This window comes from Streptomyces rimosus subsp. rimosus (assembly GCF_000720725.1).
In the GTDB taxonomy this organism is placed as follows: domain Bacteria; phylum Actinomycetota; class Actinomycetes; order Streptomycetales; family Streptomycetaceae; genus Streptomyces; species Streptomyces rimosus_A.
Window position 1 is genome coordinate 1 of the sequence record NZ_JOCQ01000120.1, and the last position, 25,223, is coordinate 25,223.

Consider the following 25,223-nt stretch of genomic DNA (forward strand, 5'->3'; position numbering starts at 1 on the left):
GATCTCCAGGCGGTCGCCGTCGGTGACCTCGCCGATGACGGTGGCGGTCACGTCCCACTTCTCGCAGATCGCCAGGAACCGCTCCACCTTGTCCGGCTCGACGACGGCGCACATGCGCTCCTGCGACTCGCTCATGAGGATTTCCTCCGGCGAGAGCGTGGAGTCGCGCAGCGGTACGTCGTCCAGCTCCACGCGCATGCCGCCGGAGCCGTTGGACGCCAGCTCGCTGGTCGCACACGACAGTCCCGCCGCGCCCAGGTCCTGGATGCCGACCACGAGTTTTTCGGCGAAGGCTTCCAGGGTGCACTCGATGAGGAGTTTTTCCTGGAAGGGGTCGCCGACCTGGACGGCGGGGCGCTTCGAGGGTTTGGCGTCGTCGAAGGTTTCCGAGGCCAGGATGGAGGCGCCGCCGATGCCGTCGTGGATGTCCTCGTGCCGCATGACGCCGATGGCGCCGGCGTTGACCAGTGGGTTGCCCTGGTAGCAGGCGTCGAAGACGACCTCGCCGCCGATGTTGGGCAGGCCCAGGCAGTTGCCGTAACCGCCGATGCCCGCCACCACGCCCGGCAGGACGCGCTTGGTGTCGGGGTGGTCGGCGGCGCCGAAGCGCAGCGGGTCCACCACCGCCACCGGGCGCGCGCCCATGGCGATGATGTCGCGCACGATCCCACCGACGCCGGTGGCGGCGCCCTGGTAGGGCTCGACGTAGGAGGGGTGGTTGTGCGACTCGACCTTGAAGGTGACCGCGAAGCCCTGCCCGACGTCGACGACGCCGGCGTTCTCGCCGATGCCTACCAGCATCGCGTCGTTGGCGGGCACCTTCTGCCCGAACTGCTTGAGGTGGACCTTGCTGCTCTTGTAGGAGCAGTGCTCCGACCACATCACCGAATACATCGCCAGCTCCGCCCCGGTCGGGCGGCGGCCCAGGATCTCGCGGACCCGCTCGTACTCGTCGCTCTTCAGGCCGAGTTCGGCCCACGGCTGGTCGGCCTCCGGCGTCTGGGCTGCGTGCTTGACCGTGTCGAGCGTCATGCGTTGACCAACCTCTTCAGGATCGAGGTGAAGAATCCGAGGCCGTCCGTGCGGCCGGTGCCGATCAGCGGCTCGACGGCGTGCTCGGGATGCGGCATGAGGCCGACGACGTTGCCCGCCTCGTTGGTGATGCCGGCGATGTCGCGCAGCGAGCCGTTGGGGTTGCCGTAGCCGTCGGCGGCGTCGCCCCCGGTCAGGTAGCGGAAGGCGACCCGGCCCTCGGCCTCCAGCATGTCGAGGGTGCGCTCGTCGGCGACGTAGCGGCCGTCGATGTTCTTCAGCGGTACGGAGATCTCCTGGCCCGCCGTGTAGTCGGTGGTCCAGGCGGTCCCGGCGTTCTCCACCCGCAGCCGCTGATCCCGGCACACGAAGTGCAGGCTCTCGTTGCGCAGCATGGCCCCGGGCAGCAGATGCGTCTCGGTCAGGACCTGGAAGCCGTTGCAGATACCCAGCACCGGCAGCCCGGCTTTGGCCTGCTCGATCACGGTCTCCATCACCGGCGAGAACCGCGAGATGGCGCCCGCCCGCAGATAGTCGCCGTAGGAGAACCCGCCGGGCAGCACCACGGCGTCGACCTGCTTCAGGTCCTTGTCGCGGTGCCACAGCGGCACCGCCTCGGCCCCGGCCAGCCGCACCGCGCGCTGGGTGTCGCGGTCATCGAGCGTGCCGGGGAAGGTCACGACCCCAATGCGTGCGGTCATGATCCGGCCCGGTCTTCGACGTGGACGGTGAAGTCTTCGATGACCGTGTTCGCGAGGAAAGTCTCGGCCATCTCGTGGATACGGGCGAGGGCGGCGTCATCGACCGGGCCCTCCACCTCAAGTTCGAAACGCTTGCCCTGACGGACGTCGCCGATCCCCTCGAATCCCAGGCGTGGCAGTGCGCGCTGCACCGCCTGCCCCTGCGGGTCGAGGATCTCCGGCTTGAGCATGACGTCGACTACGACGCGTGCCACTGGCACTCCCGATGGTGTGGTGCGTAAGGCGGTGCCCTCACAGTACCGTGTTCGAAAATCTACGCGCATAGATATCGTGACGGTGTGATCACGTTGCGGCATCGGCCTCGGTGAGCGGTGGGGAAAATCTCAGAAAAGACCTAGGGTCCGCATTGCGGAAGGACACGCTGAGGAAATTAACTGGGCTTCACCTTGCAATGCCTGTCGCTGTACAAATGAAAATGCATTGATCCCAATCAGCCGGATCTGCAGCATCCCCCCATGTCAGGACGGGATTGCTGCTCGAAAGGACCGATATCCGTGGCGCAGCGCGTAGTAGTCACGCTCTCCGATGACATCGAAGGCGGAGAAGCCGCAGAGACGGTCACCTTCGGTTTGGACGGTAAGTGGTACGAGATCGACCTCAATCCCGCCAATGCGAAGAAACTGCGCGGCGCCCTCGCCCCCTTCGTCGAGGCCGGCCGCAAGCGGTCGAAGTCCGGCAAGGCGTACCACCACACCTCCGTGATGCCGGACCCCGCCGCGGTGCGCGCCTGGGCCCGCTCCCATCACATGGACGTGCCCCCGCGCGGCCGGATTCCGAAGAAGGTCTACGAAGCCTTCGACGCGGCCAACAGCTGACCGGGCCGCCCGGTGTCCGGCCGCGAGCCGTCGTCCGTCCGGGCATCGGGCGGACGACGCCGGGGCGGCGGTGGCCGGGCGGGCCGGTTTCCACTGCCCAGCAGCCGAGTTGCGCAGCACCCCTGTTGATCAGCTAGAGTCTGGAGCACGCCGAGGGGCGAGGCCGAAAGGCCGAACCCCGAGGAGTCACGCGGGTGTAGCTCAGTAGTAGAGCGCCCTCTTTCCAAGAGGGAGGCGCAGTGTGCAATCCCTGTCACCCGCTCTGACAGCATCGACCGGATCTTCGGGCCCGGTGGATGGTGGTCATGCGGGTGTAGCTCAGTAGTAGAGCGCCCCCTTTCCAAGGGGGAGGCGCAGTGTGCAATCCCTGTCACCCGCTCTGACAGTACCTACCGGCCTTGTGGATCAGGTAGAGTAGCTGTCGCGCCGCCCGGTGAAAGCCGGTCGGATGCCTGCGGACGTAGCTCAGTTGGTAGAGCGCAACCTTGCCAAGGTTGAGGTCGCGAGTTCGAGCCTCGTCGTCCGCTCAGAGAAAAGGCCCCGGTCACCGCGACCGGGGCCTTTCGCGTATGTCCGCGCCGCCCCGGCCCCTCCCACCCTCATGGGCAGGCCCCCTGCCCGCCTCACCTGACATTTGTCATCTGGGCTGATGACAAGCCGCACTGCCCGGGGGCGGATCCGGGCGGGAGCCTTGAAGCATGAACATCGGGGACTTCGGCGCGAACGTGATTGACGTCACGGGTCTGCGCAGGCGGTACGGACCGTCCGGCGGCGGCCGGAAGAGCAAGAAGGGCGACGCGGGCTACGAGGCGGTGCGGGGCATAGATTTCTCCGTCGCCCGGGGCGAGCTGTTCGCCCTGCTCGGGACCAACGGGGCGGGCAAGACCTCCACCGTCGAGCTGCTCGAAGGGCTGGCCGCACCGACCGGCGGCAAGGTGCGGGTGCTGGGCCACGACCCGTATGCGGAGCGGGCCCGGGTGCGGCCGCGGGTCGGCGTGATGCTCCAGGAGGGTGGCTTCCCCTCGGACCTGACGGCGGCCGAGGCCGTGCGCATGTGGGCCGGCACCACCAGCGGCGCCCGGCCGGTCGACGAGGCGCTGGAGATGGTCGGACTGACCCGCCGCCGGGACGTCCGGATCAAGATGCTCTCCGGCGGTGAGCGGCGGCGGCTGGACCTGGCCATGGCGACGCTGGGGCGGCCCGAGGTGCTGTTCCTCGACGAGCCGACCACCGGCCTGGACACCGAAGCCCGCCACGCGACCTGGGAGTTGATACGCGAACTGCGGGCGGACGGCACGACCGTCGTGCTGACCACCCACTACCTGGAAGAGGCCGAGGGACTGGCCGACCGCCTCGCGATCATGCACCGGGGCCGGATAGCGACGACCGGCACGGTCGCGGAGGTGGTGGCCAGCCACCCCGCACAGATCTCCTTCGAGCTGCCCGACGGCTTCCTGGCCGGCGATCTGCCGCCGTTCCCGGAACTGGGCGTCGACGGACACGAGACGGTGGGCCGCACGATACGGCTGCTCACCTCCGACCTGCAGCGGGCCGCGACCGGCGTGCTGCTGTGGGCGCGGGACAAGGGCATCGAGCTGCAAGGGCTGGACGCCCGCTCGGCATCGCTGGAGGAGGCGTTCCTGCGGATCGCCAAGGGTTTGGAGGACAAGTGAGCGTCACCGACATCGGGACGAGGCCCGCGGCGGCCGCTCGTACGGGCACGCGCGACCGGCTGACGGCCCTGGCCCGCGCCGAACTGACCCTGCTGGGCCGTAACAAGACCACCTTGTTCATGGCACTGCTGATGCCCTTGATCATGGCCTTCGCCCTGCACCGGGCGGTCGCCGAGATGCCGCTGGAGAAGAGCGGCCTGTCGGTCGGCACGGCCCTGCTGCCCGGCACCATCGGCTTCGTGCTGGTCTTCGCGGTGTACAGCACCGTCACCGGCGCGCTGGTGACCCGCCGCGAGGAGCTGGTGCTCAAGCGGCTGCGCTGCGGTGAGCTGACGGACCGGGAGATATTGGCCGGGACGGCCCTGCCGACGGTGCTCATCGGCTTGGTGCAGTGTGTCCTGCTGGTGATCGTCGGCGGGCTGGCCCTGAAGGTGGACCTGCCCCGGGCCCCGCACCTGTTGCTGCTGGGTGTGCTCCTCGGCATGGTGATCGTGGTCGCGATGGCCGCGGCCTCCACCGCCATCACCAAGAGTGCCGAGGCGGCTTCGCTCACCACGCTGCCGTTCGTCTTCATATCCATGGCCGGCTCCGGGATGATCGCGCCGCTGGACATCTTCCCCGACCGGGTCGCCGCAGTCCTGGAGCTGCTGCCCCTGTCGCCGGTGATGGGCCTGGTACGGGACGGCTGGATCGGCGAGGGCGACCTCACCGACACGCTGAAGCGGCTGGTCATCGCGTTGGCCTGGGCCGGGATCGCGGTGTTTGCTGTACGTCGGTGGTTCCGCTGGGAGCCACGCCACTGACGATGTACGGCAGCGAGGACGACGGGGGTGCGGAGCCGGTGTTCCAGGAACAGCTGCGCAATTTGCGGGGGCGGGGCAGGGTTGCGCAGGTCTTCCTGTGGGCGCGGTGGACGCTGTACGTCACCCCGTGGCTGATGTACGTCGGCTGGCTGCTCGCACCGCTCGTCGCCGTGCTGGCCCCGGATCGGCACTCCTTGCTGTCGCTGGTGCCGGTCACGGTGCTCGGGCTGGTGCAGTGCGGTGTCTACCTCCCCGGCGTACGGCGCGGGCTCTCGCACTACGTCTACGGCACTCCCGCGCCATGGCGGCTGATCGCCGTGTCGGGGGTGCTGGCGGTCGCGTCGATAACGCTGCTCACGGAGCTGATCGTCGATGCCGAGCTGCCGATGAACCTGCAGACCTGGTCCTCCATGACGCTCTTCCCCACCCTGCCCACCAGCTGCCTCCTGTCTCTCGTGATCAAGAAGCGCTGGCAGGCACTGGTGTGGGTGGTGGCCACGGCGGTGATCATGACGGCGATGTCCCTGGCGGGCGTCTCCCTCGTGTTCGTGGCGGGACTTCCGGTCACCCTCGCCTTCTCGTGGGTCTTCGCCGCGCTGGCATGCCGCAGCTGGGGCTGGATCCTCGCCGCGATGCGGGAGCTGGACGAGGCCAAGGGCGCACAGGCCCGGCTCGCCGTCGCCGAGGAGCGGCTGCGCTTCGCGCGGGACATGCACGATGTCGTCGGCCGGAACCTGGCCGTGGTCGCGCTCAAGAGCGAGCTGGCGGCACGGCTGGCACGCAAGGGCCGGCCGGAGGCCGCCGACCAGATGACGGAGGTGCAGCAGCTGGCCCAGGACTCCCAGCGGGAGCTCCGGGACGTGGTCCGCGCCTACCGGGAGGCGGACCTGGACGTGGAGCTGGCGGGAGCGCGGGCGGTGCTCCAGGCGGCCGGGGTGCAGTGCCTCATGGACCAGGAGGACAGTGCCGGGCTGCCGCAGCAGGTGCAGTCGGTGCTGGCCTGGGTCGTACGGGAAGGCACCACGAACGTGCTGCGCCACGCCAACGCGTCCACGTGCTGGCTGACGCTGCGGGTGACGTCCGACGGCACCTCCGGCGTCGGCCGGACGCGCGGCACGAAGTCGGGACAGGCCGGCGCCGGAGCGGACGCGGCGGCCCGGGCCGTACCGGCGGTGGTGTTCACGATGGAGAACGACGGCGTCGTACCGGAAGCGGCCCGGCAGAGCGCCGGCAGCGGCATCCCCGGCCTGCGGGAACGCCTCGCCGCCCTGGACGGCACCCTGCTCGTCGGCCCCCGCCCGGACGGACGCTTCTGGCTACGGGCCCACGTCCCGCTGGAGGAGGATCAGGTGGCGGAGGCGAACGCGCTCGGGGTCGCCGGGAACGAGTGGCCCGCTCGGACGCAGGAGTCCGTGTAGGTACGGGCGGGGGCGGAGGTGCTGGAGCGCGGGGGCTGGAGCGCGGGGGCTGGAGCGCCGGTGTCGGTACCGGAGCCGGAGCGCCGGTTCCGGAGCTGGCAGTGCCGGAGCTGGCGGGCTGTAGCGCGGGGCTGGGCCGGGTGATGACGGCCCGCGTGGGGCCGGTCGGGGCGCCCGGCCGGAGGGACGAAGCGACGTGAGAGAAGCGGAGAGCATGGCGGAGGCGGAGCGGGCGGAGGAGCTGGGGCGGAGGCCCGAGTCAGGGCGGACGCTCGGGCCGGTACCGGGATGGCGGGCAGCGCCGGGGATCGAGGCAACGCCAGGAACCGGGGCAGCACAGGGGGCCAAGGCAGCACAGGGGGACGAGGCAGCGCAGGGGGCCGGGGCAGCGTCGGGGTTCGGAGCGGCAGTAGGGGCCGGAGCGTCGCCGGGGGCGGGAGCTGCGTCCGGGGCCGGAGCGGCCTCCGGGACCGGCACAGTGCCGGGTTCCGAGTCGGCGCCGGGTTCCGAGTCGGTGCCGGGGGTCGGGGCCAATCGCCACCCCGGCCAAGTCCCGCCAGCGTCCGGACAGCAGCCGGGTACGGATGCGGATGCAGCCGCGGGCCCGGCGGTTCCGTCCGAGGCGTCGTCCGAGGCACCGTCCGAGGCCTCGTCGGGGGCCCAGCCCGCGGTCCCGCCAGGGCGCCCGGTAGCGGTCCCTGCCGAGGCCCTCCCCGAGCCCCCTACGGAAGCGGCGACTCCGTCGGAGCCCCCAGCGGGGCACCCGGCCCCCCTCCGCGTCCTGCTCGCCGACGACGAGCATCTGATTCGAGGGGCGCTGGCCGCGTTGCTGGCACTGGAAGATGATCTTCAGGTGGTGGCCGAGGCGGGGTCGGGACCGGAGGCGCTGGCGATGGCGCTGGCCCACCGGCCCGACGTAGCCGTATTGGATCTTCAGATGCCGGGGGCGGACGGTGTGGCAGTGGCCACATCTCTGCGCAGTCGGCTGCCCGGCTGCCGGACCATGATCGTGACCAGTCACGGGCGCCCCGGCCATCTGAAGCGGGCCCTGGAGGCAGGGGTGAAGGGGTTCGTGCCGAAGACCGTCTCGGCGCAGCGGCTGGCCGAGATCATCCGCTCGGCGCACGCCGGAAACCGGTATGTGGACCCCGAGTTGGCGGCCGACGCCATCAGCGCCGGGGACTCGCCGCTGACCGTACGGGAGGCGGAGGTGCTGGAGTACGCGGAGAACGGCGCACCCGTGGCGGAGATCGCGGAGCGGGCCGCGCTGTCGCCGGGGACGGTGCGCAATTACCTCTCCTCGGCCACCGCGAAGCTCTCCGCCGAGAACCGTCACGCGGCAGCGCGCATCGCCCGCGCGCGAGGTTGGATATAGTGGAGCCCGCACCGCGCCGCTGAGCGCGGGGCAGGCGGACGTAGCTCAGTTGGTAGAGCGCAACCTTGCCAAGGTTGAGGTCGCGAGTTCGAGCCTCGTCGTCCGCTCAGGGAAAGGCCCCGGTCCTCGTGACCGGGGCCTTCTTCGTTCGCCCTACCGGGGCCTTCTTCGTAGGGGGCGGCACGCGCCCGTGGGGCCGGGAGACCCGGCCCCACGCCGTCCTTACGCCCAAGCCGCCCTTATGCCCAGCCGCCCTTATTACGCCCAAGCCAGTCCCGTGAGCCGCTCGTACGCCTCGATGTACTTGGCGCGCGTGCGGTCGACGGAATCCTGGGGCAGGGGCGGGGGCGGCTGCTCGCTCGTGCGGTCCCAGCCGGAGGCGGGCGAGGTGAGCCAGTCGCGGACGAACTGCTTGTCGAAGGAGGGCTGGGCCCGGCCCGGCTTCCAGACGTCCGCGGGCCAGAAGCGGGACGAGTCCGGGGTGAGGACCTCGTCCGCCAGCGTCAGCTGCCGCGCGCTGTCGAAGCCGAACTCGAACTTGGTGTCCGCCAGGACGATGCCGCGTTCGCGGGCGATGTCGCGGGCCCGCCCGTACACGGCGAGGGTGGCCTGCCGCAGCTGGGCGGCGGTCTCGGCGCCGATCTGGCGGGCGACCTCCTCGTACGGGACGTTCTCGTCGTGCTCGCCGACGGCGGCCTTGGTGGCGGGAGTGAAGATCGCGGCGGGCAGTTCCGAGCCGTCGGTCAGGCCCTCCGGCAGTGCCAGCCCGCAGACCGTACGGGTCTGCTGGTATTCGACGAGGCCGGAGCCCGTGAGGTAGCCGCGGGCGACGCACTCCACCGGGATCATCGCCAGCGACTTGCAGACCGTCGTACGGCCTTCCCAGTCCGCCGGGGCGCCGGGCGGCAGCTCCGTGGACAGCACGTGGTTGGGGATGAGGTCCGCCAGCTGGTCGAACCACCACAGCGACAGCTGGGTGAGCACCCGCCCCTTGTCCGGGATCTCGGTGGGCAGCACCCAGTCGAAAGCCGAGATACGGTCGCTGGCCACCATGACCAGGTCGCCGGCGGCGTTCTGGTAGAGGTCGCGCACCTTGCCGGTGTGGAGGTGGGTGAGCCCCGGGACCTCCACTGCCTCGGGCTTTTCTACAAAACCGGACACGCTGCCTCCGCGTAGGTTGATCCAGGCGTCGCTTCGATTGTTCCGTATGCGGGGGCGGGACGGCGTTCCAGGGTCGCGGGAGGTCACGGGTGGTCGCGGGTGGCCGGTCGTGCGGGACCGGTGTTCGGGTACGGACACGACCGCCGCCGGTCACATCCGGTCGCGATGCGCCGCGCGGGCGACTGCGCCCAGGGTGAGGACGGCCAGCAGTGCCGCGGCGGCGAGGATGGCCGGCGGGGACCAGAGCGCGCTGAGCAGGGTGACGCCGTACGGGGCGAAGAAGCCCAGGTAGGCGAGGGTCCAGAAGCGGGCGGTGAGCCGGGCCAGCCGGTGCGGCGGCGCCAGTGCGGCGACCTCGGTCAGGCCGTACGCCACGCACAGTCCGTATCCGCCGCCGAGCACCGCCGCGGCGCCCAGGGCCACGGCGGGCTGTACGGCCGCGACGGCGAGGGCGCCGACGAGGAGACCGAGTGCGACGGCGGCCAGTCCGGTGACGGCGGTGGCCAGGCGGTGCCGGGCGGCGAGCCGGCGGGCGAGCGGCGCCACCAGCAGGCCGGCACCGGGGGTCACGGCTGTGGCGACACCCGCGTACACCGTCTGCCAGCCGTCGAGGCGCGCACCGACGAGCCCCGGGAGCGTCACGAAGGCGATGGTCGGAGCGGCGAAGACCCACGGGGCCACGGGGGCGATCAGGCGCCAGAAGGAGGCACCCGCACCCGCACCCGCACCCGCACCAGAAACCACAGCCGCACCAGAACTCACAGTCGCGCCAGCACCCACGCAGGCACCCGAACGGCGCCCAGCCCCCTCCCGCCCCGTTTCCGGCGCCCGCATCGCAGCCACCGCGGCCACCGCCGACAGCACCAGGTGCGGCACGTACGCCGTGATCATCGGGTACGGCGCCCACTGGGCGATCAGCGCGGCGGCCAGTCCGCCGGAGGCGAAGCCGGCGGAGAGGAAGAGGCCGGAGCGGCGGGCCGCCGTGCCGGGGGCGGTGGCCGGGTCGTGCGGGGCGGACGAGAGTTCCTTGATCCAGACGCTGCCCGCGGTGAGCAGGGCGCCCGCGCCGAGGCCGGTCAGGAAGCGGCCGGGCCACAGCAGCCAGACGGCGGCCGGGCCCGCCATCAGGAGGCAGGTCGCCACGGCCGCCGTGGCGAGCGCGGTGTAGACCACGGGGCGCCGCCCGCGCCGGTCGGCCAGCGGGCCGCCCAGCAGCAGTCCCGGGATCAGGCCGAGCACGTACACCGCGAAGAGGGCGGTGGTGGTGGCCGTGGTCAGGCCCAGGTCGCTGCGGTAGGCGCCGAGCAGGGCGGAGAACTGGTTGGCGCTCCAGCCGGAGGCCGTCATCAACCAGCCCGCGCGCAGCCAGTGGCGGGGCCGGCCGGAGGCAGCACGAGCAGCGGAGGCAGCAGAGGCCGCACGAGCAGCGAAGGGGGCCGGAGCAGCGGGAGCAGCGGGGGCAGTGGCAGTGGCAGCAGTGGTGTGTCGATCGGCGGAGGGCGTGCTCATGAGAGCCGTTGTACGAGGCCGGAGGCCATCGGCGCCGCCTCCGTTCAGGAATCGTGAACGGCCCCCGGAACCGGGCCCCCGTTCGATTTATCGTGGCACGTATGGACCTGCGACGGCTGTCTTCCTTCCTGGCGGTGGTCGAGGAAGGACACTTCGGACGGGCCGCGTCCCGGCTCTTCCTCTCGCCGGCCGCGGTCACCCAGCACGTGCAGCAGCTGGAACGCGAGCTCAGCGCCCGACTGCTGGACCGCGGCAACGGCCCCGTACGGCCGACCGCCGCCGGGCAGCGGCTGGCCTCCCACGCCCGTACGCTGCTGGCCGCCGCGAACGCCGCCGTGGAGGACGTGACCGAGGCGGCGGAACGCGCCTCGGCGGCCTCGTCTCGGGCGGCGCGCGGGCTGCGGGTCGGGGTGATGGGGCACGGTTCGGCCGAGGTCACGCCGGCGGCCGTCAACGCCTTCCGCCGGGCCCGCCCGGAGGTCCCGCTGAAGCTGGTCCAGCTCAACTTCACGGAGCACTGCAGCGCGCTGCGCGAGGACCGGGTGGACGTCGCGTTCGTACGGCCCGCGATCCAAAGCGAGGGCATCGACGTGGACGTCCTGACCACCGAGCAGCGGATCGTCGCGGTCCCGGCCGCCTCGCCGCTCGCGGACGCCGCGGCGACGGGCGTGCGGGTCGCGGACGTCATCAACCTGCCGTATCTGCGGCTGCCCCGGCACACGCCGCGGCCGTTCACCGACTACCTGTACTTCGACGAGGGCGAGCGCCGCGCCCCGGACTGCGCGCTGACCCCGCAGGACGTGCTGACCAGCGTCGCGGCGGGCCGCGGCGCGGGCTCCGGGCTGAAGTCCTTCGCCCGCTACTACCCGTGGCCCGGGACGGTGTACGTGCCGGTGCTGGACGCGCCGTACGCACACAGCGTGCTCGCGACGCGGGCGGGCGACCCGAATCCGGAGGTACGGATCTTCCGGGCGCTGACGGTGGCGCTGGCGCGGGAGCTGGGGACGGCCGCGGGGCGATAGCCCCGAGGAACCGCCCCGGCCTCGGCCCCGCTTGCAGATCCCGGCCTCGGCCCCGCTTGCGGGTCCCGGCCTCAGTCCCGCTTGCAGATGCGGTCGAGCAGGTTGGCCGTGGCGCGCTGGACGCGCTCGTCCACATGGCCCGGGCGGTCCAGGGCCGGGGACCAGGCGAAGGTGCCGGAGGCGAAGACCAGGGCGCCGCTGAGGGCGCGGTAGAGCGAGGTCTCCTGGTGGCGGCGGGTGCCCTCGCTGTCCTCGTACGGAGAGTGCGCCAGCAGGATGCGGTGGCTGTGCTCCGGCAGGGGCGTACGGGGGAAGTACCGGTCGGCCTCACCGGCGACCAGGCCCGGCAGCTCGTCACCCTCGTGGGCGCCGGTCGCCTCCCACATCCAGTGGTCGGCGTTGCGGACGACCAGGGGCGCGGGCTCCGGCACCCGGCCGGCGTACTGGATGCCCATCAGCAGCTGCTCCGGGTCACCGGCCTCGCGCCACAGGGCGGGCTTGCCGGGGCCCTGGCGTTTGCGGCAGCTGAGCAGGGAGTCCGGTCCCGCGGGCGAGGGAGCCAGTTCGACCTGCCAGTACATGGTGTTGGCGGACAGGAAGACGAGCGAGGTGCCGCTGTCGCGGGCCAGTTCGGCGGTTCGGCGCATGGGCTGGGACCAGTACTCGTCGTGGCCGGGGAAGACCAGGCCGCGGTAGCGGGACGGGTCGACCAGGCCGGCGTGCAGATCGCGGGCGTCGGCGTACGCGAGGTCGTAGCCGTAGCGCTCGGCCCAGCGGATGAAGTCGTAGGCGTGGCCCACGTGGAGCGGGAGGCCCGCGCCCGCGTAGGGGCGGTCGAAGGAGACGGTGGTGGCGGCGTCGGGCTCGCCGAGCAGCGAACCGTCCGCGTCCCAGGCGTGGTACAGGCTGGCACCGGTGCGCCCGTCCTCCGGATAGAGGTTGTACGCCTGCCAGGTGATGTCGGGCAGGAGCAGCAGGAGGTCGGCCGGGTGGGTGTCGCGAACCGTGAAGGGGACATGGCTGCGGTGGCCGCCGGAGGTGGTCAGGACGGCTACGTAGGCGCCCAGTTTCCAGTACGCGGGGACCTGGAGGCGCCAGGACAGCCACCAGTGGTGGCAGGAGACCGTGCGGTCGGCGGCGAGCGGCGCGGGCTGCACGATGCCGGCCAGCCGCGGACTCGTGGTGATCTTGGCGGCGCCGGTGCCCGCGTAGTGGCCGATGCGGTAGATGTCGATGCTGAAGGGCTGCGGCGGGTCGACCGAGACACGGAAGTCGATGGCCTCGCCGGGGGCCACCGCGCCGGTGCTCACGAAGCCCTTGATCTGCTGGCGTACGTCGTCGGCGGTACGGGGGCCTGCGCTGGAGCGGGGCGAGGGCAGGCGTTTCTCGCCGGGGGCGACCGCCGGGTCCACGTACCAGGGGACCACCTGACCGGAGTCGAAGTAGTTCTCGCTGCCGCGCAGCCAGGGCAGCGGGCCCTGGCCGAACGGATCCGTGACCGCGTGCGCAAGCGCTCCCGACTCCCAGCGCCGGATCTGCTCCGTCCCCACCTCGTACTCCCCTCCCTGCGTCCCCCCGCCGACTGAGCAGGCCGCCGCGGCACTCAGATTTCGTGCTCGATTGAACGACCGGGGCCGATCCCAGCACATCACATTACGCACTTGCTCCGTCACCCTTCGTCGTGAATTCGCGAGGGTTCCGGCCATGAACGACGAACTGAAGGGGAACATTCAGCCCGGTCGTGCGGGTGATGCGGAGCGGACGTCCACAACAGGCGCACTCGGCTTCTTCATGCCCCCGAATGCGCCCCCGTACGCTCCGCGTGCGCCGTCGGCGCCCCTCATACGAGCCGGACCGGTTTCTCGGGCCGTACGCCGACTTCGCCGAGCCAGTCGCCGAGCGGTCCGGCGTCGCCGTCGTCCACGAGCCGGAGCACCGGGTGGCCCAGGTCCGAGCGGCGTACGCCGTCGACGAGCAGGATCGGGCCGTCCAGCCAGTCCAGGCCGGGGGCGGCGCCGGCGGTGTCCACGGCGGCGCAGCACACCATCGCGGTCACATGGTCGGCGAGCAGCTCACGGCCCGTGCGCGGGGGCTGCATCGGGAAGAGCGGCAACCCGTCCGCAAGCCCGTCGCCCCAGGTCACGCCCGCGTCCGGGCCGTCGGCCACCGGCTCGCGGGCCGCCTGGCGCGCCGCCTCCGCACGCTCCTCGCGCGCCAGCTCGGCACCGAGCCGCGCGGCGACGAGATCGCTCGCCCGCTCGTCGGCCACCAGGCGCTCGATGACCCTTATCAGCGTGGGGCCGGAGCTTTCCGGGTCGGCCGGGGGCTCACCGGCGATCAGCCTCTCCTGCGGGGCTGGGGGGCCGTACGCGGTGGCCGGGCCCTCCGGAGCCTCCGCACTGCCCGCGGCGACCAGCCCCTCCGGGCCATCCGCAGCACCCGGGCCTTCCGGGCCGCCCGGCCCCTCCCGCCCGGAACGGCCGCCGCCCGCGATCGGCGGGAGGGCGTCCAGGACGCGGTGCAGCCGCGCCGCCTCCAGGCGCCACTTGCGGTCCACGACCTCCTCCGGATACTGCTGCCAGCCCACCGGGGACCAGTCCGGGCCGGGCTCGGCCGGGCCGCCGTGGAAGAGGCGGGCGGCGAGGAGGGAGGCGGCGCGGTCCACGGCGCCGGGCTCCTCCAGGAGGTCGCACGCGGGGCGCTCGCCCAGGCGCGAGGTGAAACCTTCGGCCAGACGGTCGCGGCGGGACAGTTCGGTGAGCGCGGACACCACGCCGGCGTCCAGCCGGGAGGGCCAGCGGCCCAGACGCCAGGCAGGCAGCGCGACCCTGGTCAGCAGCCGGTCCCAGCCCGCGTACGCCAGGCCGACCTGCTCCTGGGCGACGATCCGCAGGCCGTAGTCCACGTTCTGGGCGCGCTCGGAGGCGGCGGCGGCGACGCACCGCTCCATCTCCATGGCGTGCTCGCGGCAGGCCCGCAGCAACAGGCGCGCGACCCAGCCGACGAACGCGGGCGCCGGAGCGCTCAGGGGGCTCTTGGCGCGCGCGGAGACCGCCACCGCGGCGTCCAGACCGCGGACGAAACGGCGGGCCGCGGCTATGTCCGGGTTGGCGGACGGGCCGGTACCGGCCACGACGGGCGCCAGCAGCGCCCGCAGCTCGGCCACCCGCATCCACCACATGAACGGCGAGCCGATCACCAGGACCGGCGCCTGCACGGAGCGTGCGCCGCCGCGCGCTCCGGCGCCCGAGCCACCCGCCTCCTTACCGCGCGCCTCCTTACCGCGCGCCTCCTTGCCGCGCGGCGGGCCGTGCGCGCGGTGCGTACGGTCCTCCAGCCAGCTGTCGCAGTCGGGCGTCAGGGCTATCGCGGACGGGGCGGGCACCTCCAGGCGGTCGGCCAGGTCCCGTACGAGGCGGTACAGGTCGGGGGCGGACTCCTCGGCTATGGGGACGGACGGGCTCAGCGCGGGCCGGGCCCGTACGACGACGGCCGTCACGAGCGCGGCCAGCAGCAGCACGACCAGCGCGAGGCCGGTGACCACCCAGCGCGCCGTGTCCCAGCCGGTGGAACTCGTGAGGGGATCGGCGCGGCCGATACGGCCGGTCAGTCCGCCGACGAGCAGCACCACGGCCACCGCGGCGGGCACCAGGGCCACGCCCAGCGCCGCGCCGCGGATCCGCAGCACCGCGAGCGCGCGGGCGCGCGCCGCCTCTGCTCCTGCTTCCGGACCTGCCACCAGCCTGTACACCCCCTGCTGCCCTGATCAACGGGACGAAGAGAACACGGGACGACAAGAGCGGGGCAACGGTGCCGGGGGCACGGTCGGCCTCCGACGGCGTTGCTCACTCTCCACCACTGTGGCACCGGCCACTGACATCGCAATGCCGGTGAGCCACTTGCCGGACGCCGCCGCGGCAGCCGTTCCGCCGGGCGGTACGACTGCCACAGGACGCTTGCGGGGAACCCTAGTTGGGGTACCCCGCCCCGTCAGCCGGATGGCGCCGCGGTCACTCGATGGAATGGCTTTGGGTAAAGCCGGGAGCCCCATCCCGGCCAAAATCCTCCGGGGCGGCGGGAACGGGGCACAACGGGCAGGACGGGCGCGGCCACGGACACGCCCCGGACCGGCCGGGGACACCGGAGCACCGGACCAGGGCGCCCAGGCGCAGGCCAGGGGCGCGCGGCGGGCGCCCTCGGGCCCCGGACCGGTGCCGCACGCCGGGCGCCTCCGGGCGAATCCCGGAGGCGCATCAGGCCCGTACCAAGAGCTCAGCGCGCAGACCCGCGCGCATGAAGGCCACGCCAGCAGCCCAGCGAGCGAGCCCAGCGCGTATGAAGCCCACGCCAGGAGCCCAGCCCGCAGTCCCGACAGACATGAAGCCCGTACCAGGAGCCCAGCACGCGATCGGCCGGCGCGCATCAGAGGCGCGTGCGCCCCTCAGCTCTCCCCCGCCGCCCGCGCCGCGATGTCCGTACGGTGGTGCGAGCCGTCCAGCGTGAGCCGGCCGAGCGCGCGGTAGGCGCGCTCCCGGGCCGCTGCCAGGTCGCCGCCGGTGGCCGTCACGGACAGCACCCGGCCGCCCGCGCTGACGACCTCGCCGGTGGCGGCGTCCTTCTTCGTCCCCGCGTGCAGGACGTACGCGCCGGGGGCGTCCTTCTCCGCGACCTCGGTCAGGCCGCCGATCGGGTCGCCGGTACGCGGCGTGCCCGGGTAGTTGTGCGCGGCGACGACGACCGTCACCGCCGCGTCGTCGCTCCAGCGCAGCGGCGGCAGGGACGCGAGCGTGCCGGTCGCGGCGGCGCGCAGCAGCGCGGACAGCGGCGTACGGAGCCGGGCCAGCACGACCTGGGTCTCCGGGTCGCCGAAGCGCGCGTTGAACTCGATGACGCGCACGCCGCGCGAGGTGATCGCCAGGCCCGCGTAGAGCAGCCCGGAGAACGGCGTGCCACGGCGGCGCAGCTCGTCGACGGTGGGCTGCAGCACGGTCCGCATGACCTCGTCGACCAGCTTGGGGTCGGCCCACGGCAGCGGGCTGTACGCGCCCATGCCGCCGGTGTTCGGGCCCTGGTCGGCGTCGTGGGCGCGCTTGAAGTCCTGGGCGGGCTGGAGCGGCACGACGGTCTCGCCGTCGGTGACCGCGAACAGGGAGACCTCCGGCCCGTCGAGGAACTCCTCGATGACCACCCGGTCGCAGGCCAGCGCGTGCGCGCGGGCCGCCTCGACGTCCTCGGTGACGACGACGCCCTTGCCGGCCGCCAGGCCGTCGTCCTTGACCACGTACGGGGCGCCGAACGCGTCCAGCGCCTCGTCGATCTCCTCGGGGGTGGTGCACAGGTAACTGCGCGCGGTGGGCACCCCGGCGGCAGCCATCACATCCTTGGCGAACGCCTTGGAGCCCTCCAGCTCGGCCGCCCGCGCGGACGGTCCGAAGACGGGGACGCCCAGCTCGCGGACGGCGTCGGCGACACCGGCGACCAGGGGCGCTTCGGGGCCGACCACCACCAGGTCCGCTTCCAGGCGCCGCGCCAGGCCGGCCACGGCCGCGCCGTCGAGGGCATCGACGGTGTGCAGCTCGGCCACTTCCGCGATGCCGGCGTTGCCGGGGGCGCAGTGCAGCGCGGTGACGTCGGGGTCGAGGGACAGTGAGCGGCACAGGGCGTGTTCGCGGGCGCCGCCGCCGATGACGAGGACCTTCACATGCGCAGCCTAGTCGCCGCGGGCGCGGGCCACGGGCGGCGCCCCCGCGCCCTCCGTACGGGGCCGGGCCGGAGGCGCGGACGGGGCGGCGGGCGGGCCGAGGACGAGACGGGGACGAGCCAGGGGACGAGACGGGCGCAAGCCGTGGAAACCGGTCGAGGCCGGGCAGTGGCAACTCTTTCGAGTGAGAAGGGGCATGACCTTATACCTGACGCAGCACCACTTCCGGGCGGAAATAAAGCGATCTTGGGGGCGAGGCCCACCGTTCGGCGGTAGGAAGGAGGGTGCGCACCGGCCGTCTCGTACGTACCGCGCGCATCGCACGTATCTGCATGAGGGAGTGCACGGGTGAGTCAGCCGGAGATGCAGCCCGAGGGGCCCCCTCGGGAGGAGCGCGGGCCGGGCGGCGACCACGGTCGCCGCGACCTGGGAGGCCGCGCCTTCCCGCTCGGGGACTGGGGCGAACCGGCTGAGCGCCTCGACGAGCTGTACCACTGGGTCGAGGCGGGCGCCCTGCAGGCCGCCTCCTGGTACCTGCACGACCGGGTGGCCAAACGGCGCGGCGCGCGGGCGCTGCGGCTGGGCGCCGCCGCCGGTGTCGCGGTCGGCGGCCTGCTGCCGCTGCTGGACCTGACCGGGGCGGCCCCCGGCGGCGCGAAGTGGGGGTATCTGGCGCTGCTGGTGGCGGCGGTGTGCGTCGGCAGCGACCGCTTCTTCGGGGTGACGGCCGGCTGGATGCGGGACGTGGCGACCGCGCAGGCGGTGCAACGGCGCCTGGACACCCTCCAGTTCGACTGGGCGTCGGAGAACGTACGCGAGGTCCTCGGCCCGACGGAGGGCACCGCCGGCGAGGCGGCCGAACGCTGTCTGGGCGTGCTGCGCCGCTTCAACGAGGACATCGCGGAGCTGGTGCGGGCCGAGACCGCCGACTGGATGTCGCAGTTCCGGCCGGGCCCGCTGCCGCCCGGCGCCCGCGCGACGGCGCAGTGGGGGCAGCGGCCGGAACCCGGTGGTCCGCAACCCGGCCGGATCACGCTCCCGCCGGGCACCCGCCCGAACATGCCGCGGCAGCGGCCCCCCGAGCCGCCGCGCTGACGCGCACGACGCGCCCGCTCGCACGACACGTACGACACGCCCGCTCGGCGCGCACGACGCGTACAACGCGCCCGCTCGCACGCCCGCTCGGCGCGGTCCCGCGCGCCGCGCCGAGCGCGCCACGTCGGGCCGAGCGCGTCGCCCGCGTCAGCTGAAGACGATCATCGACCCCTGGCCCAGGCTCCGCGTGGCCGCGGCGTGCAGCCCCAGCCACACATGCCGCTCCCGCGCGAACGGACCGTCCTCCAGGGGCACCCCGCTCGCCCGCTCCTCCAGGGTGGTGGGCCGGGACGGCGCTTCGGGCGCGGCCGGCGGATTGGCCGGATCGATACCGATGGACGGCGCGACCAGTTCGAGGTCGCGCAGCAGCCCGTGGGCGGAGCCCAGCGGCCCGCCGCCCTCCAGGAGTTCCTCGGTGGCCAGCGGGTGCGGGAAGTCGACCGGAACGTACGCCCCGGCGTGGTCGTAGTGCCACACCAGGTGCGACTCCTGGGCCGTGGTCTCGAACATCTCCAGCAACTGCTCGTAGTCCCCGCCCAGTTCGTCCACCGGCGTCACTTCCAGCCCGCAGATCCGCAGCAGGTAGGCGCGCCGCAGGAAATGCAGCGCGTCGTAGTCGAAGCCCGCGACCGGGGCGACGTCCCCGGACAGCCCGGGCATGTAGCTGAAGACGGGGACGGGCGGCAGTCCCGCTTCCGTGAGGGCCTTGTCGTAGGCGGCGATCTCTTCGGAGAAGGGGTTGTCGGGGCTGTGGCACAGCACATCGACAAGGGGGACCAGCCACAGGTCACATGCCACGTATGAGCTCACTTCCGGTCGGGTGGGGGGCGGACGGGACAGGGTAGTGCTAGCAGGCGCCGTCGACGAGGGCGAGGGAGTGCTCGTTGTACTCGCGCACCAGCCGCTGCGCCTCGGCCAGATCGTGCCGCACGACAGCGCTGACCAGGTCCCGGTGGCCGTGCCACAGCCGGCCGCGCAGATCCGCCGCGCGGCGCAGCAGCGGCACCGCGAAGACCCAGCTCTGCACCCGTACCCGGTCCAGGAAGTCACTGATGTACGGGTTACCCACCAGGCTGCCCAGTTCACGCCAGAAGCGCAGGTCGTACCCGATCAGTACGTCCAAGTCGCCCGCCCGCGCAGCCCGTTCCGCCTCCTCCGCGCGGCGCCTGACGGACATCAGCACGGCGGACGGCGCGGTGCTCAGCGCGCGCTCGGCGCGGGTGCGGAAGATGCCCTCGACAATCAGGGTGCGGGCCTCGACCATGGCCCGGTAGTCGGCGGCCGTGAAGGCGTGCACCCGGAAACCGCGGTGCTGCTCGACGTCCAGGAGTCCCTGGGCACACAGGTCGAGCAGGGCTTCGCGTACGGGCGTCGCGGAGACCCCGTACTGCTCGGCGATCTCCTTGACCGTGAACTGGTGTCCGCAGGGCAGCCGCCCGGCCAGCACCTCGTCGCGCAGCGCGTCGGCGATCTGCTGGCGCAGGGTGTTGCGCCGTATGACTCCGCTGCCTGGGCCGGCGGGCATCGTGTCCGTCTCCTTCGGCGGCCTCGTGGGCCGGCTGGTCCGTACGACCGCATGCGAGGAGAGCGGCCCTGGCCTTCACGATAGGCGAGGGGGACGGGCGGGGCGACGGTGGTGCGGGGGACGGACCGGGACACGGCCCGCTTACGGACCGGGTCCGGCCCGCGTACGGGCCCGGACCCGACCCATGCACAGGCCCGGACCCGTATACGGCTATACGGCCCCGGACTCAGCCCGTGTGCGCGTCCGCCACCGCCAGCGCCGCGTCCAGGGCGGCCAGGCCCTCCTTGGCCTCGGCCTCGGTGACGGTGCAGGGCGGGACGACATGGGTGCGGTTCATGTTCACGAAGGGCCACAGGCCGCCGCGCTTGCAGGCCGCCGTGAACTCCGCCATCGGCGCATTGGCCGCGCCCGACGCGTTGTACGGGACCAGCGGCTCCCGGGTCTCCTTGTTCCTGACCAGCTCCAGCGCCCAGAAGACGCCCAGCCCGCGCACCTCGCCGACCGACGGGTGCCGCTCCGCGATGGCGCGCAGTTCCGGCCCGATGACCTTCTCGCCGATCTCCGCCGCGTTCTCCACGATCTTCTCCTCGGCCATCGCGTTGATCGTGGCGACGGCGGAGGCGCAGGCCAGCGGGTGCCCGGAGTAGGTCAGGCCGCCCGGGTAGGGGCGCTGGTCGAAGGTGGCGGCGATCTCGGCGGAGATGGCAACGCCGCCCAGCGGCACATAGCCGGAGTTCACGCCCTTGGCGAAGGTCAGCAGGTCGGGGGTGACGCCGAAGTGGTCGGCGGCGAACCAGCGCCCGGTACGGCCGAAGCCCGCCATGACCTCGTCCAGGACGAGGAGGATGCCGTGGCGGTCGCAGATCTCGCGGACGCCGGCCAGGTAGCCGGGCGGGGGGACCATGATCCCGGCGGTGCCGGGGACGGTCTCCAGGATGATCGCGGCGATGGACTGCGGGCCCTCGAAGGCGATCGTGTCCTCCAGGTGCGCGAGGGCGCGCTCGCACTCCTGGGCCTCGTTCTCCGCGTGGAAGGGCGAGCGGTACGGGAACGGGCCCCAGAAGTGCACGACACCGGCCGAGGCGGTGTCGGAGGGCCAGCGGCGCGGGTCGCCGGTCAGGTTGATCGCGGCGGCGGTGGCGCCGTGGTACGAGCGGTAGGTGGACAGGACCTTGGCGCGGCCGGTGTGCAGCCGGGCCATGCGGACCGCGTTCTCCACGGCCTCGGCGCCGCCGTTGGTGAAGAAGATCTTGTCGAGGTCGCCCGGGGTGCGCTCCGCGATCAGCCGGGCGGCCTCGGCCCGCACGTCCACCGCGAAGCCCGGCGCGATCGTGCACAGCTTCCCGGCCTGCTCCTGGATCGCGGCGACGACCTTCGGGTGCTGGTGGCCGATGTTGGTGTTGACCAGCTGGGACGAGAAGTCCAGGTAGCGGTTGCCGTCGTAGTCCCAGAAGTACGAGCCTTCGGCGCCGGCGACCGGCAGCGGGTCGATCAGGCCCTGCGCGGACCAGGAGTGGAAGACGTGCGCGCGGTCGGTGGCGTGCACCGCCGCGCCGGCTGCCGGGTCGGGTTGCGTCGTGGTCACGGTCACTACCTCGGATCGCTCGGGCCCGCCCGGGGACACGGTACGGCGGACGCCCTCAGCCTAGGGATCAGCGTGCCGCCGCAGGTACCGACACTGTGTCTGGCGCTCACCATGGGCGCGGACAGTGTGTCGGTGGGGCTGTAGGAAGCTCCAGGAGGGGCCGGTGCGCCCGACGGGGAGCCCGCCGCCATCGGGCCACCCCGCCATCGGGCACCCCGCCATCGGACACCGCTACGCCGCCTCCCGCGGAAACGCCGTCCGCACCGCCCGCCGCCACTGATCGCCGGTCAGGCCGGGCCGTAACGCCGCCATCGCCCCGCAGTACTTGGTGAACTCGGCGGCGCGCAGCCCGTAGGTGCGCAGCAGCCGGTCCTCCTCCGCCAGGTGGCCGGTCACCGCGGTCTTGGTCTCGACGAGGACCAGGCCGCCGTCGGCCCGTACGCTGCGGCCGGTGCCCGCGTCCCGGCAGACCAGCCCGGCGTCGCAGGTGACGCGTCGGCCGTCGGCGACGAACGTGGCGCGCCGGTAGTCGGTCACCAGCGACGGCACCAGGTCCTCGGGCGCGGCGATGCCGTACGTACCGTGCAGGACACCGGCCAGGAAGCCGCGCGGCCCGCGCCCCAGCGTCGCCTCGCCGGGCAGCAGCGGCCGCCGCCGCTTGACCGTCTCGCCGTGCCGCCCCTTGAGCTTGACCTCGAACTGCCGCTCACCGGTGTCCTCGTACAGCCGCTCGCGGATCTTGTAGCGGTGCCGGCGCCCCTCCCGGTGGTCGTGGAAGGCCCGCAGGCCGGGTGTGTCGTAGTAGACCGAGTGGTAGCCGAACCAGCGGCGGCCGTTGACGCACAGCGCCCGGAACGGGCCGCCCGGCCGGTGCGGGTCGGTCAGCCGGGCCGCGAAGTCGGCGAAGATCTCGACCGGTACGAGGTAGCTGTGGTCGATGCGGGTCAGCAGCTCCGCGCGGGCCTGGAGTTCGGAGAGAGTGATCGGACGTGCGGCCATGGCGGCGCGGGCGATGGCCCGTACGGCGGGAATCACACGGTCTCCTCGGACAGGGGACGGGGCCGCGGGTGCGCGGGGGAACGGGTGATCGTGCGGGGCCGGCTGCGGTGGCCGCGCTGTGAGGTCGTACGAGCGGGCCTGCCGAAAGGTTCCGGCAAACGGAAGTGGACGCCCACCACCAGCCATTGACAGCACCCTGTCATTACGACAGCATCCTGTCATCGGGCACGGCGCCGCGGCGTGCGGCACGGCCCGCTCTCCAGGGGGAGCCCCATGACCGGTACGCCCGCACGGCCCCGCACCACCGTCCACCTCGCCGTCTACGACACGCTCGCCGACTGGGAGTACGGCCACGCCGCGGCCCACCTCCGTACGGGCGACGCCTTCCGCGCCGGCCGGACCGGCTTCGGCATCGTGACCGTCGGCCTCGGGACCGCGCGCCCGGTGACCACCATGGGCGGGCTGCGGATCACACCCGACCTCGCGCTCGACGCCCTCGCCCCCGAGGACAGCGCGCTGCTGATCCTCCCCGGCGCCGGCCTGTGGGACGCGGGCGAGGCCCTCGCCCCGTTCGCCCGCAAGGCCCGCGCATTCCTGGACGCGGACGTCCCGGTCGCCGCCATCTGCGGCGCCACCGCCGGGCTGGCCCGCGAGGGACTGCTCGACGGCCGTACGCACACCAGCGGCGCCGCCGACTACCTCGCCGCGCAGGACGGCTACCGGGGCGGCGAGCGCTACCGCGACGCGGATGCGGTGCGCGACCGCGGCCTGATCACCGCCGGGCCGACCGAACCGGTCGCCTTCGCCCGGGAGATCCTCGCCGAGCTGGACGTGATGGAACCGCAGGTGCTCGACGCGTGGTTCCGCCTCTTCCGCCACTCGGACGCGAGCGCCTTCCCCGTTCTGATGGGCGCGGGGCAGACGGCGGAGGAGCAGGCGACGGGGCCGACGGCATGACCGACCCCGCCACCGACCCAGCCCCCACCCCCACCCCCGACCTCCTCAGCCACACCGCCCTCGGCGTCTTCCGTCTCAACGGCCAGTTCCTCGCCGTGTCGGAGAAGCTGGCCCGCCCGGCCGGGCTGACCACCGCCCGGTGGCAGGTGCTCGGCGCCGTGGCGGGCGGGCCGCTGCCCGTCGCCGGGATCGCGCGGGCGATGGGCATCACCCGGCAGAGCGTGCAGCGGGTCGCGGACCTGGTGGTGGCCGAGGGGCTGGCCGAGTACCGTCCCAACCCCGCCCACCGGCGAGCCAAGTTGCTCGCGCTCACACCTGACGGCTTGTCCGCTTTGCAGCGGATCACCCCGTATCACGGCGAGTTCGCCGCCGAGCTGTCCGAACAGCTGGGCGGACCTGCGCAGTTCCGTACGGTCATGGAGGCGGTGCAGACGCTCTCCCGGGCGCTCGATAACCTCGGTTACTGAGGTCTCGTCCCGCGTCCTGCCAGCCGTACCGAAGTCCGCACCCGGCCCGCCCGGCCGCCCGACCCCTTCCGCCACGCACCACGCGCCACTCTGCCCGACCACGGCCGGTACGGACACCGGGGAACCGAACCGAAACCGGCGGCGTCGTCCAGAACGTTCGCGTCTGCGGCACCGTCCCCGCAGGGAACGTCCGGGAGCACAGGGCGAACAAGGTGAAAGGGCAAGCGGAACGTGAATGAGCGCGCAGAGCGCGGCCGCCTCGGGCAGCTCGGCCCCCAGGACCCGCCGCGGATCGGGGCGTACCGGCTGCTCGGCCGGCTGGGTGAGGGCGGGATGGGCCGGGTCTACCTCGCCCGCTCCGACCGGGGCCGCACGGTCGCCGTCAAGCTGGTCAAGACCGAGCTGTCGGGCCAGGACGACTTCCGGGCCCGGTTCCGGCACGAGGTGCAGGCCGCGCGGCGGGTCGGCGGTGAGTGGACGGCGCCGGTGCTGGACGCCGACACCGAGGCCGAGACGCCGTGGGTCGCCACCGGGTACATCGCGGGCCCCTCGCTCCGGCAGGTGATCACCGAAGGCCGTACGCCGCTGCCCGAGCGCTCCGTACGCATCCTCGCCGGCGGTCTGGCGGGCGCGCTGCGCAGCATCCACGCCGCCGGCATCGTGCACCGCGACCTCAAGCCGTCCAACATCCTGCTCACCATCGACGGTCCGAAGGTCATCGACTTCGGCATCGCGCGGGCGCTGGAGGCGGTGACCGTAGGCGGCGGGCTCACCCGTACCAACCAGGCCGTCGGCTCCCCCGGTTTCATGTCGCCCGAGCAGGTGCGCGGCCGGCCGGTCACCCCGGCCACCGACGTCTTCTGCCTCGGCTCGGTGCTGATGTTCGCGGCAACCGGACGGCTGCCGTTCGGCGGGTCGGACAGCGGGGTACACGCGCTGATGTACCGCATCGCCCAGGAGGACCCCGACCTGACCGGGCTGCCGTACGGGCTGCACAGCCTGGTCGCGGCCTGTCTGGCCAAGGAACCGGCGCAGCGCCCGACGCCGGACCAGCTCATCGCGTACACCAGATCCGACGACGACGCGCACGAGCCCTGGCTGCCGGGCTCGCTCATAGCCGAACTGGGACGGCACGCCGTCGAACTGCTCGACGCGGAGAACCCCAACGGGGCGTACGAGGAGGCCGACGGGAGCTACGAGGGTTCCGGCCGGTCCTGGGACAACAGCGGCGGGTCCTGGGACCGCCACGACGCGGCCCAGGAACAGCCCCCCACCCCCGCGCCCGCCCCCGCGACCGCCGCGGCGCTCGCCTCGGCCCCCACCAC

22 protein-coding genes and 4 tRNA genes are annotated in these 25,223 nt (G+C 72.9%); 14 read left to right on the forward strand and 12 right to left on the reverse strand.

What is annotated here, in order from left to right; all coding sequences use genetic code 11:
* From IH45_RS0136995 to purS, 3 genes are all read right to left on the reverse strand, one after another.
* The coding region (locus tag IH45_RS0136995) for an AIR synthase-related protein (protein ID WP_030679304.1) at positions 1 to 1,032 on the reverse strand (1,032 nt) is incomplete at its 3' end.
* On the reverse strand, positions 1,029 to 1,733 hold the full coding sequence (purQ, locus tag IH45_RS0137000; protein ID WP_030679306.1) for a phosphoribosylformylglycinamidine synthase subunit PurQ: 705 nt from the start codon (positions 1,731 to 1,733) through the stop codon (positions 1,029 to 1,031). The genes purQ and IH45_RS0136995, both read right to left, overlap by 4 nt.
* Positions 1,730 to 1,987 (reverse strand): phosphoribosylformylglycinamidine synthase subunit PurS, encoded by a 258-nt coding sequence (gene purS, locus IH45_RS0137005; protein WP_030679308.1) that lies wholly within the window; start codon positions 1,985 to 1,987, stop codon positions 1,730 to 1,732. The genes purQ and purS overlap by 4 nt, the downstream gene beginning before the upstream one ends.
* A 300-nt stretch (positions 1,988 to 2,287) precedes the next feature.
* Between purS and IH45_RS0137010 the strand changes: the two genes are divergently transcribed.
* The 9 genes from IH45_RS0137010 (at position 2,288) to IH45_RS0137050 (ending at position 7,984) form a co-directional block, all read left to right on the forward strand.
* Entirely contained in the window at positions 2,288 to 2,608 is a 321-nt protein-coding gene (locus tag IH45_RS0137010) for a histone-like nucleoid-structuring protein Lsr2 (RefSeq protein ID WP_030679311.1), read from the forward strand.
* 190 nt (positions 2,609 to 2,798) lie between these two features.
* Positions 2,799 to 2,870 (forward strand) — tRNA-Gly (locus tag IH45_RS0137015).
* Positions 2,871 to 2,915: 45 nt separating this feature from the next.
* Positions 2,916 to 2,987, forward strand: a tRNA-Gly gene (locus IH45_RS0137020).
* Between the two features lie 75 nt (positions 2,988 to 3,062).
* Positions 3,063 to 3,135 (forward strand) — tRNA-Gly (locus tag IH45_RS0137025).
* Positions 3,136 to 3,306: 171 nt separating this feature from the next.
* A complete protein-coding gene (locus tag IH45_RS0137030; protein WP_030679314.1) occupies positions 3,307 to 4,281 on the forward strand; it encodes an ABC transporter ATP-binding protein in 975 nt (324 codons plus the stop codon).
* Positions 4,278 to 5,084, forward strand: a complete 807-nt coding sequence (locus IH45_RS0137035; RefSeq protein ID WP_030679316.1) for an ABC transporter permease — start codon at positions 4,278 to 4,280, stop codon at positions 5,082 to 5,084. Before IH45_RS0137030 ends, IH45_RS0137035 begins: the two co-directional genes overlap by 4 nt.
* Entirely contained in the window at positions 5,057 to 6,502 is a 1,446-nt protein-coding gene (locus IH45_RS0137040; protein WP_234440818.1) for a sensor histidine kinase, read from the forward strand. The genes IH45_RS0137035 and IH45_RS0137040 overlap by 28 nt, the downstream gene beginning before the upstream one ends.
* Before the next feature lie 781 nt (positions 6,503 to 7,283).
* Complete coding sequence (locus IH45_RS0137045) at positions 7,284 to 7,877, forward strand: response regulator transcription factor (protein ID WP_030679322.1); 594 nt, start codon at positions 7,284 to 7,286, stop codon at positions 7,875 to 7,877.
* Between the two features lie 34 nt (positions 7,878 to 7,911).
* Positions 7,912 to 7,984, forward strand: a tRNA-Gly gene (locus IH45_RS0137050).
* Positions 7,985 to 8,135: 151 nt separating this feature from the next.
* Here the strand turns inward: IH45_RS0137050 and IH45_RS0137055 are convergent.
* Both IH45_RS0137055 and IH45_RS0137060 read right to left on the reverse strand, forming a co-directional pair.
* Positions 8,136 to 9,038 carry a phosphoribosylaminoimidazolesuccinocarboxamide synthase gene (locus tag IH45_RS0137055; protein WP_030679325.1) on the reverse strand — a complete coding sequence of 301 codons (903 nt, stop codon included), beginning with the start codon at positions 9,036 to 9,038 and terminating at the stop codon, positions 8,136 to 8,138.
* A gap of 150 nt (positions 9,039 to 9,188) precedes the next feature.
* Positions 9,189 to 10,388, reverse strand: coding sequence for an MFS transporter (locus IH45_RS0137060; protein ID WP_030679328.1), 1,200 nt, complete (start codon positions 10,386 to 10,388; stop codon positions 9,189 to 9,191).
* A 260-nt stretch (positions 10,389 to 10,648) separates the two neighbouring features.
* On the opposite strand from IH45_RS0137060, the gene IH45_RS0137065 reads away from it, so the two are divergent.
* Complete coding sequence (locus IH45_RS0137065) at positions 10,649 to 11,569, forward strand: LysR family transcriptional regulator (protein ID WP_030679330.1); 921 nt, start codon at positions 10,649 to 10,651, stop codon at positions 11,567 to 11,569.
* 71 nt (positions 11,570 to 11,640) lie between these two features.
* Here IH45_RS0137065 and IH45_RS0137070 read toward each other — a convergent pair whose 3' ends face one another.
* From IH45_RS0137070 to purD, 3 genes are all read right to left on the reverse strand, one after another.
* Positions 11,641 to 13,119, reverse strand: coding sequence for a N,N-dimethylformamidase beta subunit family domain-containing protein (locus tag IH45_RS0137070; RefSeq protein WP_030679332.1), 1,479 nt, complete (start codon positions 13,117 to 13,119; stop codon positions 11,641 to 11,643).
* Positions 13,120 to 13,409: 290 nt separating this feature from the next.
* A complete protein-coding gene (locus tag IH45_RS0137075) occupies positions 13,410 to 15,308 on the reverse strand; it encodes a hypothetical protein (RefSeq protein WP_394298736.1) in 1,899 nt (632 codons plus the stop codon).
* A 702-nt stretch (positions 15,309 to 16,010) separates the two neighbouring features.
* Positions 16,011 to 17,270, reverse strand: coding sequence for a phosphoribosylamine--glycine ligase (gene purD / locus IH45_RS0137080; RefSeq protein WP_030679336.1), 1,260 nt, complete (start codon positions 17,268 to 17,270; stop codon positions 16,011 to 16,013).
* A gap of 348 nt (positions 17,271 to 17,618) precedes the next feature.
* On the opposite strand from purD, the gene IH45_RS0137085 reads away from it, so the two are divergent.
* Positions 17,619 to 18,365 (forward strand): SLATT domain-containing protein, encoded by a 747-nt coding sequence (locus tag IH45_RS0137085; RefSeq protein ID WP_030679338.1) that lies wholly within the window; start codon positions 17,619 to 17,621, stop codon positions 18,363 to 18,365.
* A 147-nt stretch (positions 18,366 to 18,512) separates the two neighbouring features.
* Here the strand turns inward: IH45_RS0137085 and IH45_RS0137090 are convergent, their stop codons facing one another.
* The 4 genes from IH45_RS0137090 to IH45_RS0137105 all read right to left on the reverse strand — a co-directional run bounded on the left by IH45_RS0137090 (position 18,513) and on the right by IH45_RS0137105 (position 22,510).
* Positions 18,513 to 19,163: a hypothetical protein gene (locus IH45_RS0137090; protein WP_030679341.1), complete on the reverse strand. Its 651-nt coding sequence runs from the start codon at positions 19,161 to 19,163 to the stop codon at positions 18,513 to 18,515.
* 49 nt (positions 19,164 to 19,212) lie between these two features.
* Positions 19,213 to 19,890 carry a GntR family transcriptional regulator gene (locus IH45_RS0137095; RefSeq protein ID WP_030679343.1) on the reverse strand — a complete coding sequence of 226 codons (678 nt, stop codon included), beginning with the start codon at positions 19,888 to 19,890 and terminating at the stop codon, positions 19,213 to 19,215.
* A 226-nt stretch (positions 19,891 to 20,116) separates the two neighbouring features.
* Complete coding sequence (locus tag IH45_RS0137100; RefSeq protein WP_030679346.1) at positions 20,117 to 21,475, reverse strand: aspartate aminotransferase family protein; 1,359 nt, start codon at positions 21,473 to 21,475, stop codon at positions 20,117 to 20,119.
* 231 nt (positions 21,476 to 21,706) lie between these two features.
* Positions 21,707 to 22,510: a polyphosphate polymerase domain-containing protein gene (locus tag IH45_RS0137105; protein ID WP_030679349.1), complete on the reverse strand. Its 804-nt coding sequence runs from the start codon at positions 22,508 to 22,510 to the stop codon at positions 21,707 to 21,709.
* Between the two features lie 237 nt (positions 22,511 to 22,747).
* Here IH45_RS0137105 and IH45_RS0137110 point away from each other — a divergent pair, with 237 nt between their 5' ends.
* The 3 genes from IH45_RS0137110 to IH45_RS0137120 form a co-directional block, all read left to right on the forward strand.
* Positions 22,748 to 23,431 carry a DJ-1/PfpI family protein gene (locus IH45_RS0137110; protein ID WP_030679352.1) on the forward strand — a complete coding sequence of 228 codons (684 nt, stop codon included), beginning with the start codon at positions 22,748 to 22,750 and terminating at the stop codon, positions 23,429 to 23,431.
* Positions 23,428 to 23,898: a MarR family winged helix-turn-helix transcriptional regulator gene (locus IH45_RS0137115; RefSeq protein ID WP_030679356.1), complete on the forward strand. Its 471-nt coding sequence runs from the start codon at positions 23,428 to 23,430 to the stop codon at positions 23,896 to 23,898. The genes IH45_RS0137110 and IH45_RS0137115 overlap by 4 nt, the downstream gene beginning before the upstream one ends.
* Positions 23,899 to 24,129: 231 nt before the next feature.
* The coding region (locus IH45_RS0137120; RefSeq protein WP_032919053.1) for a serine/threonine-protein kinase at positions 24,130 to 25,223 on the forward strand (1,094 nt) is incomplete at its 3' end.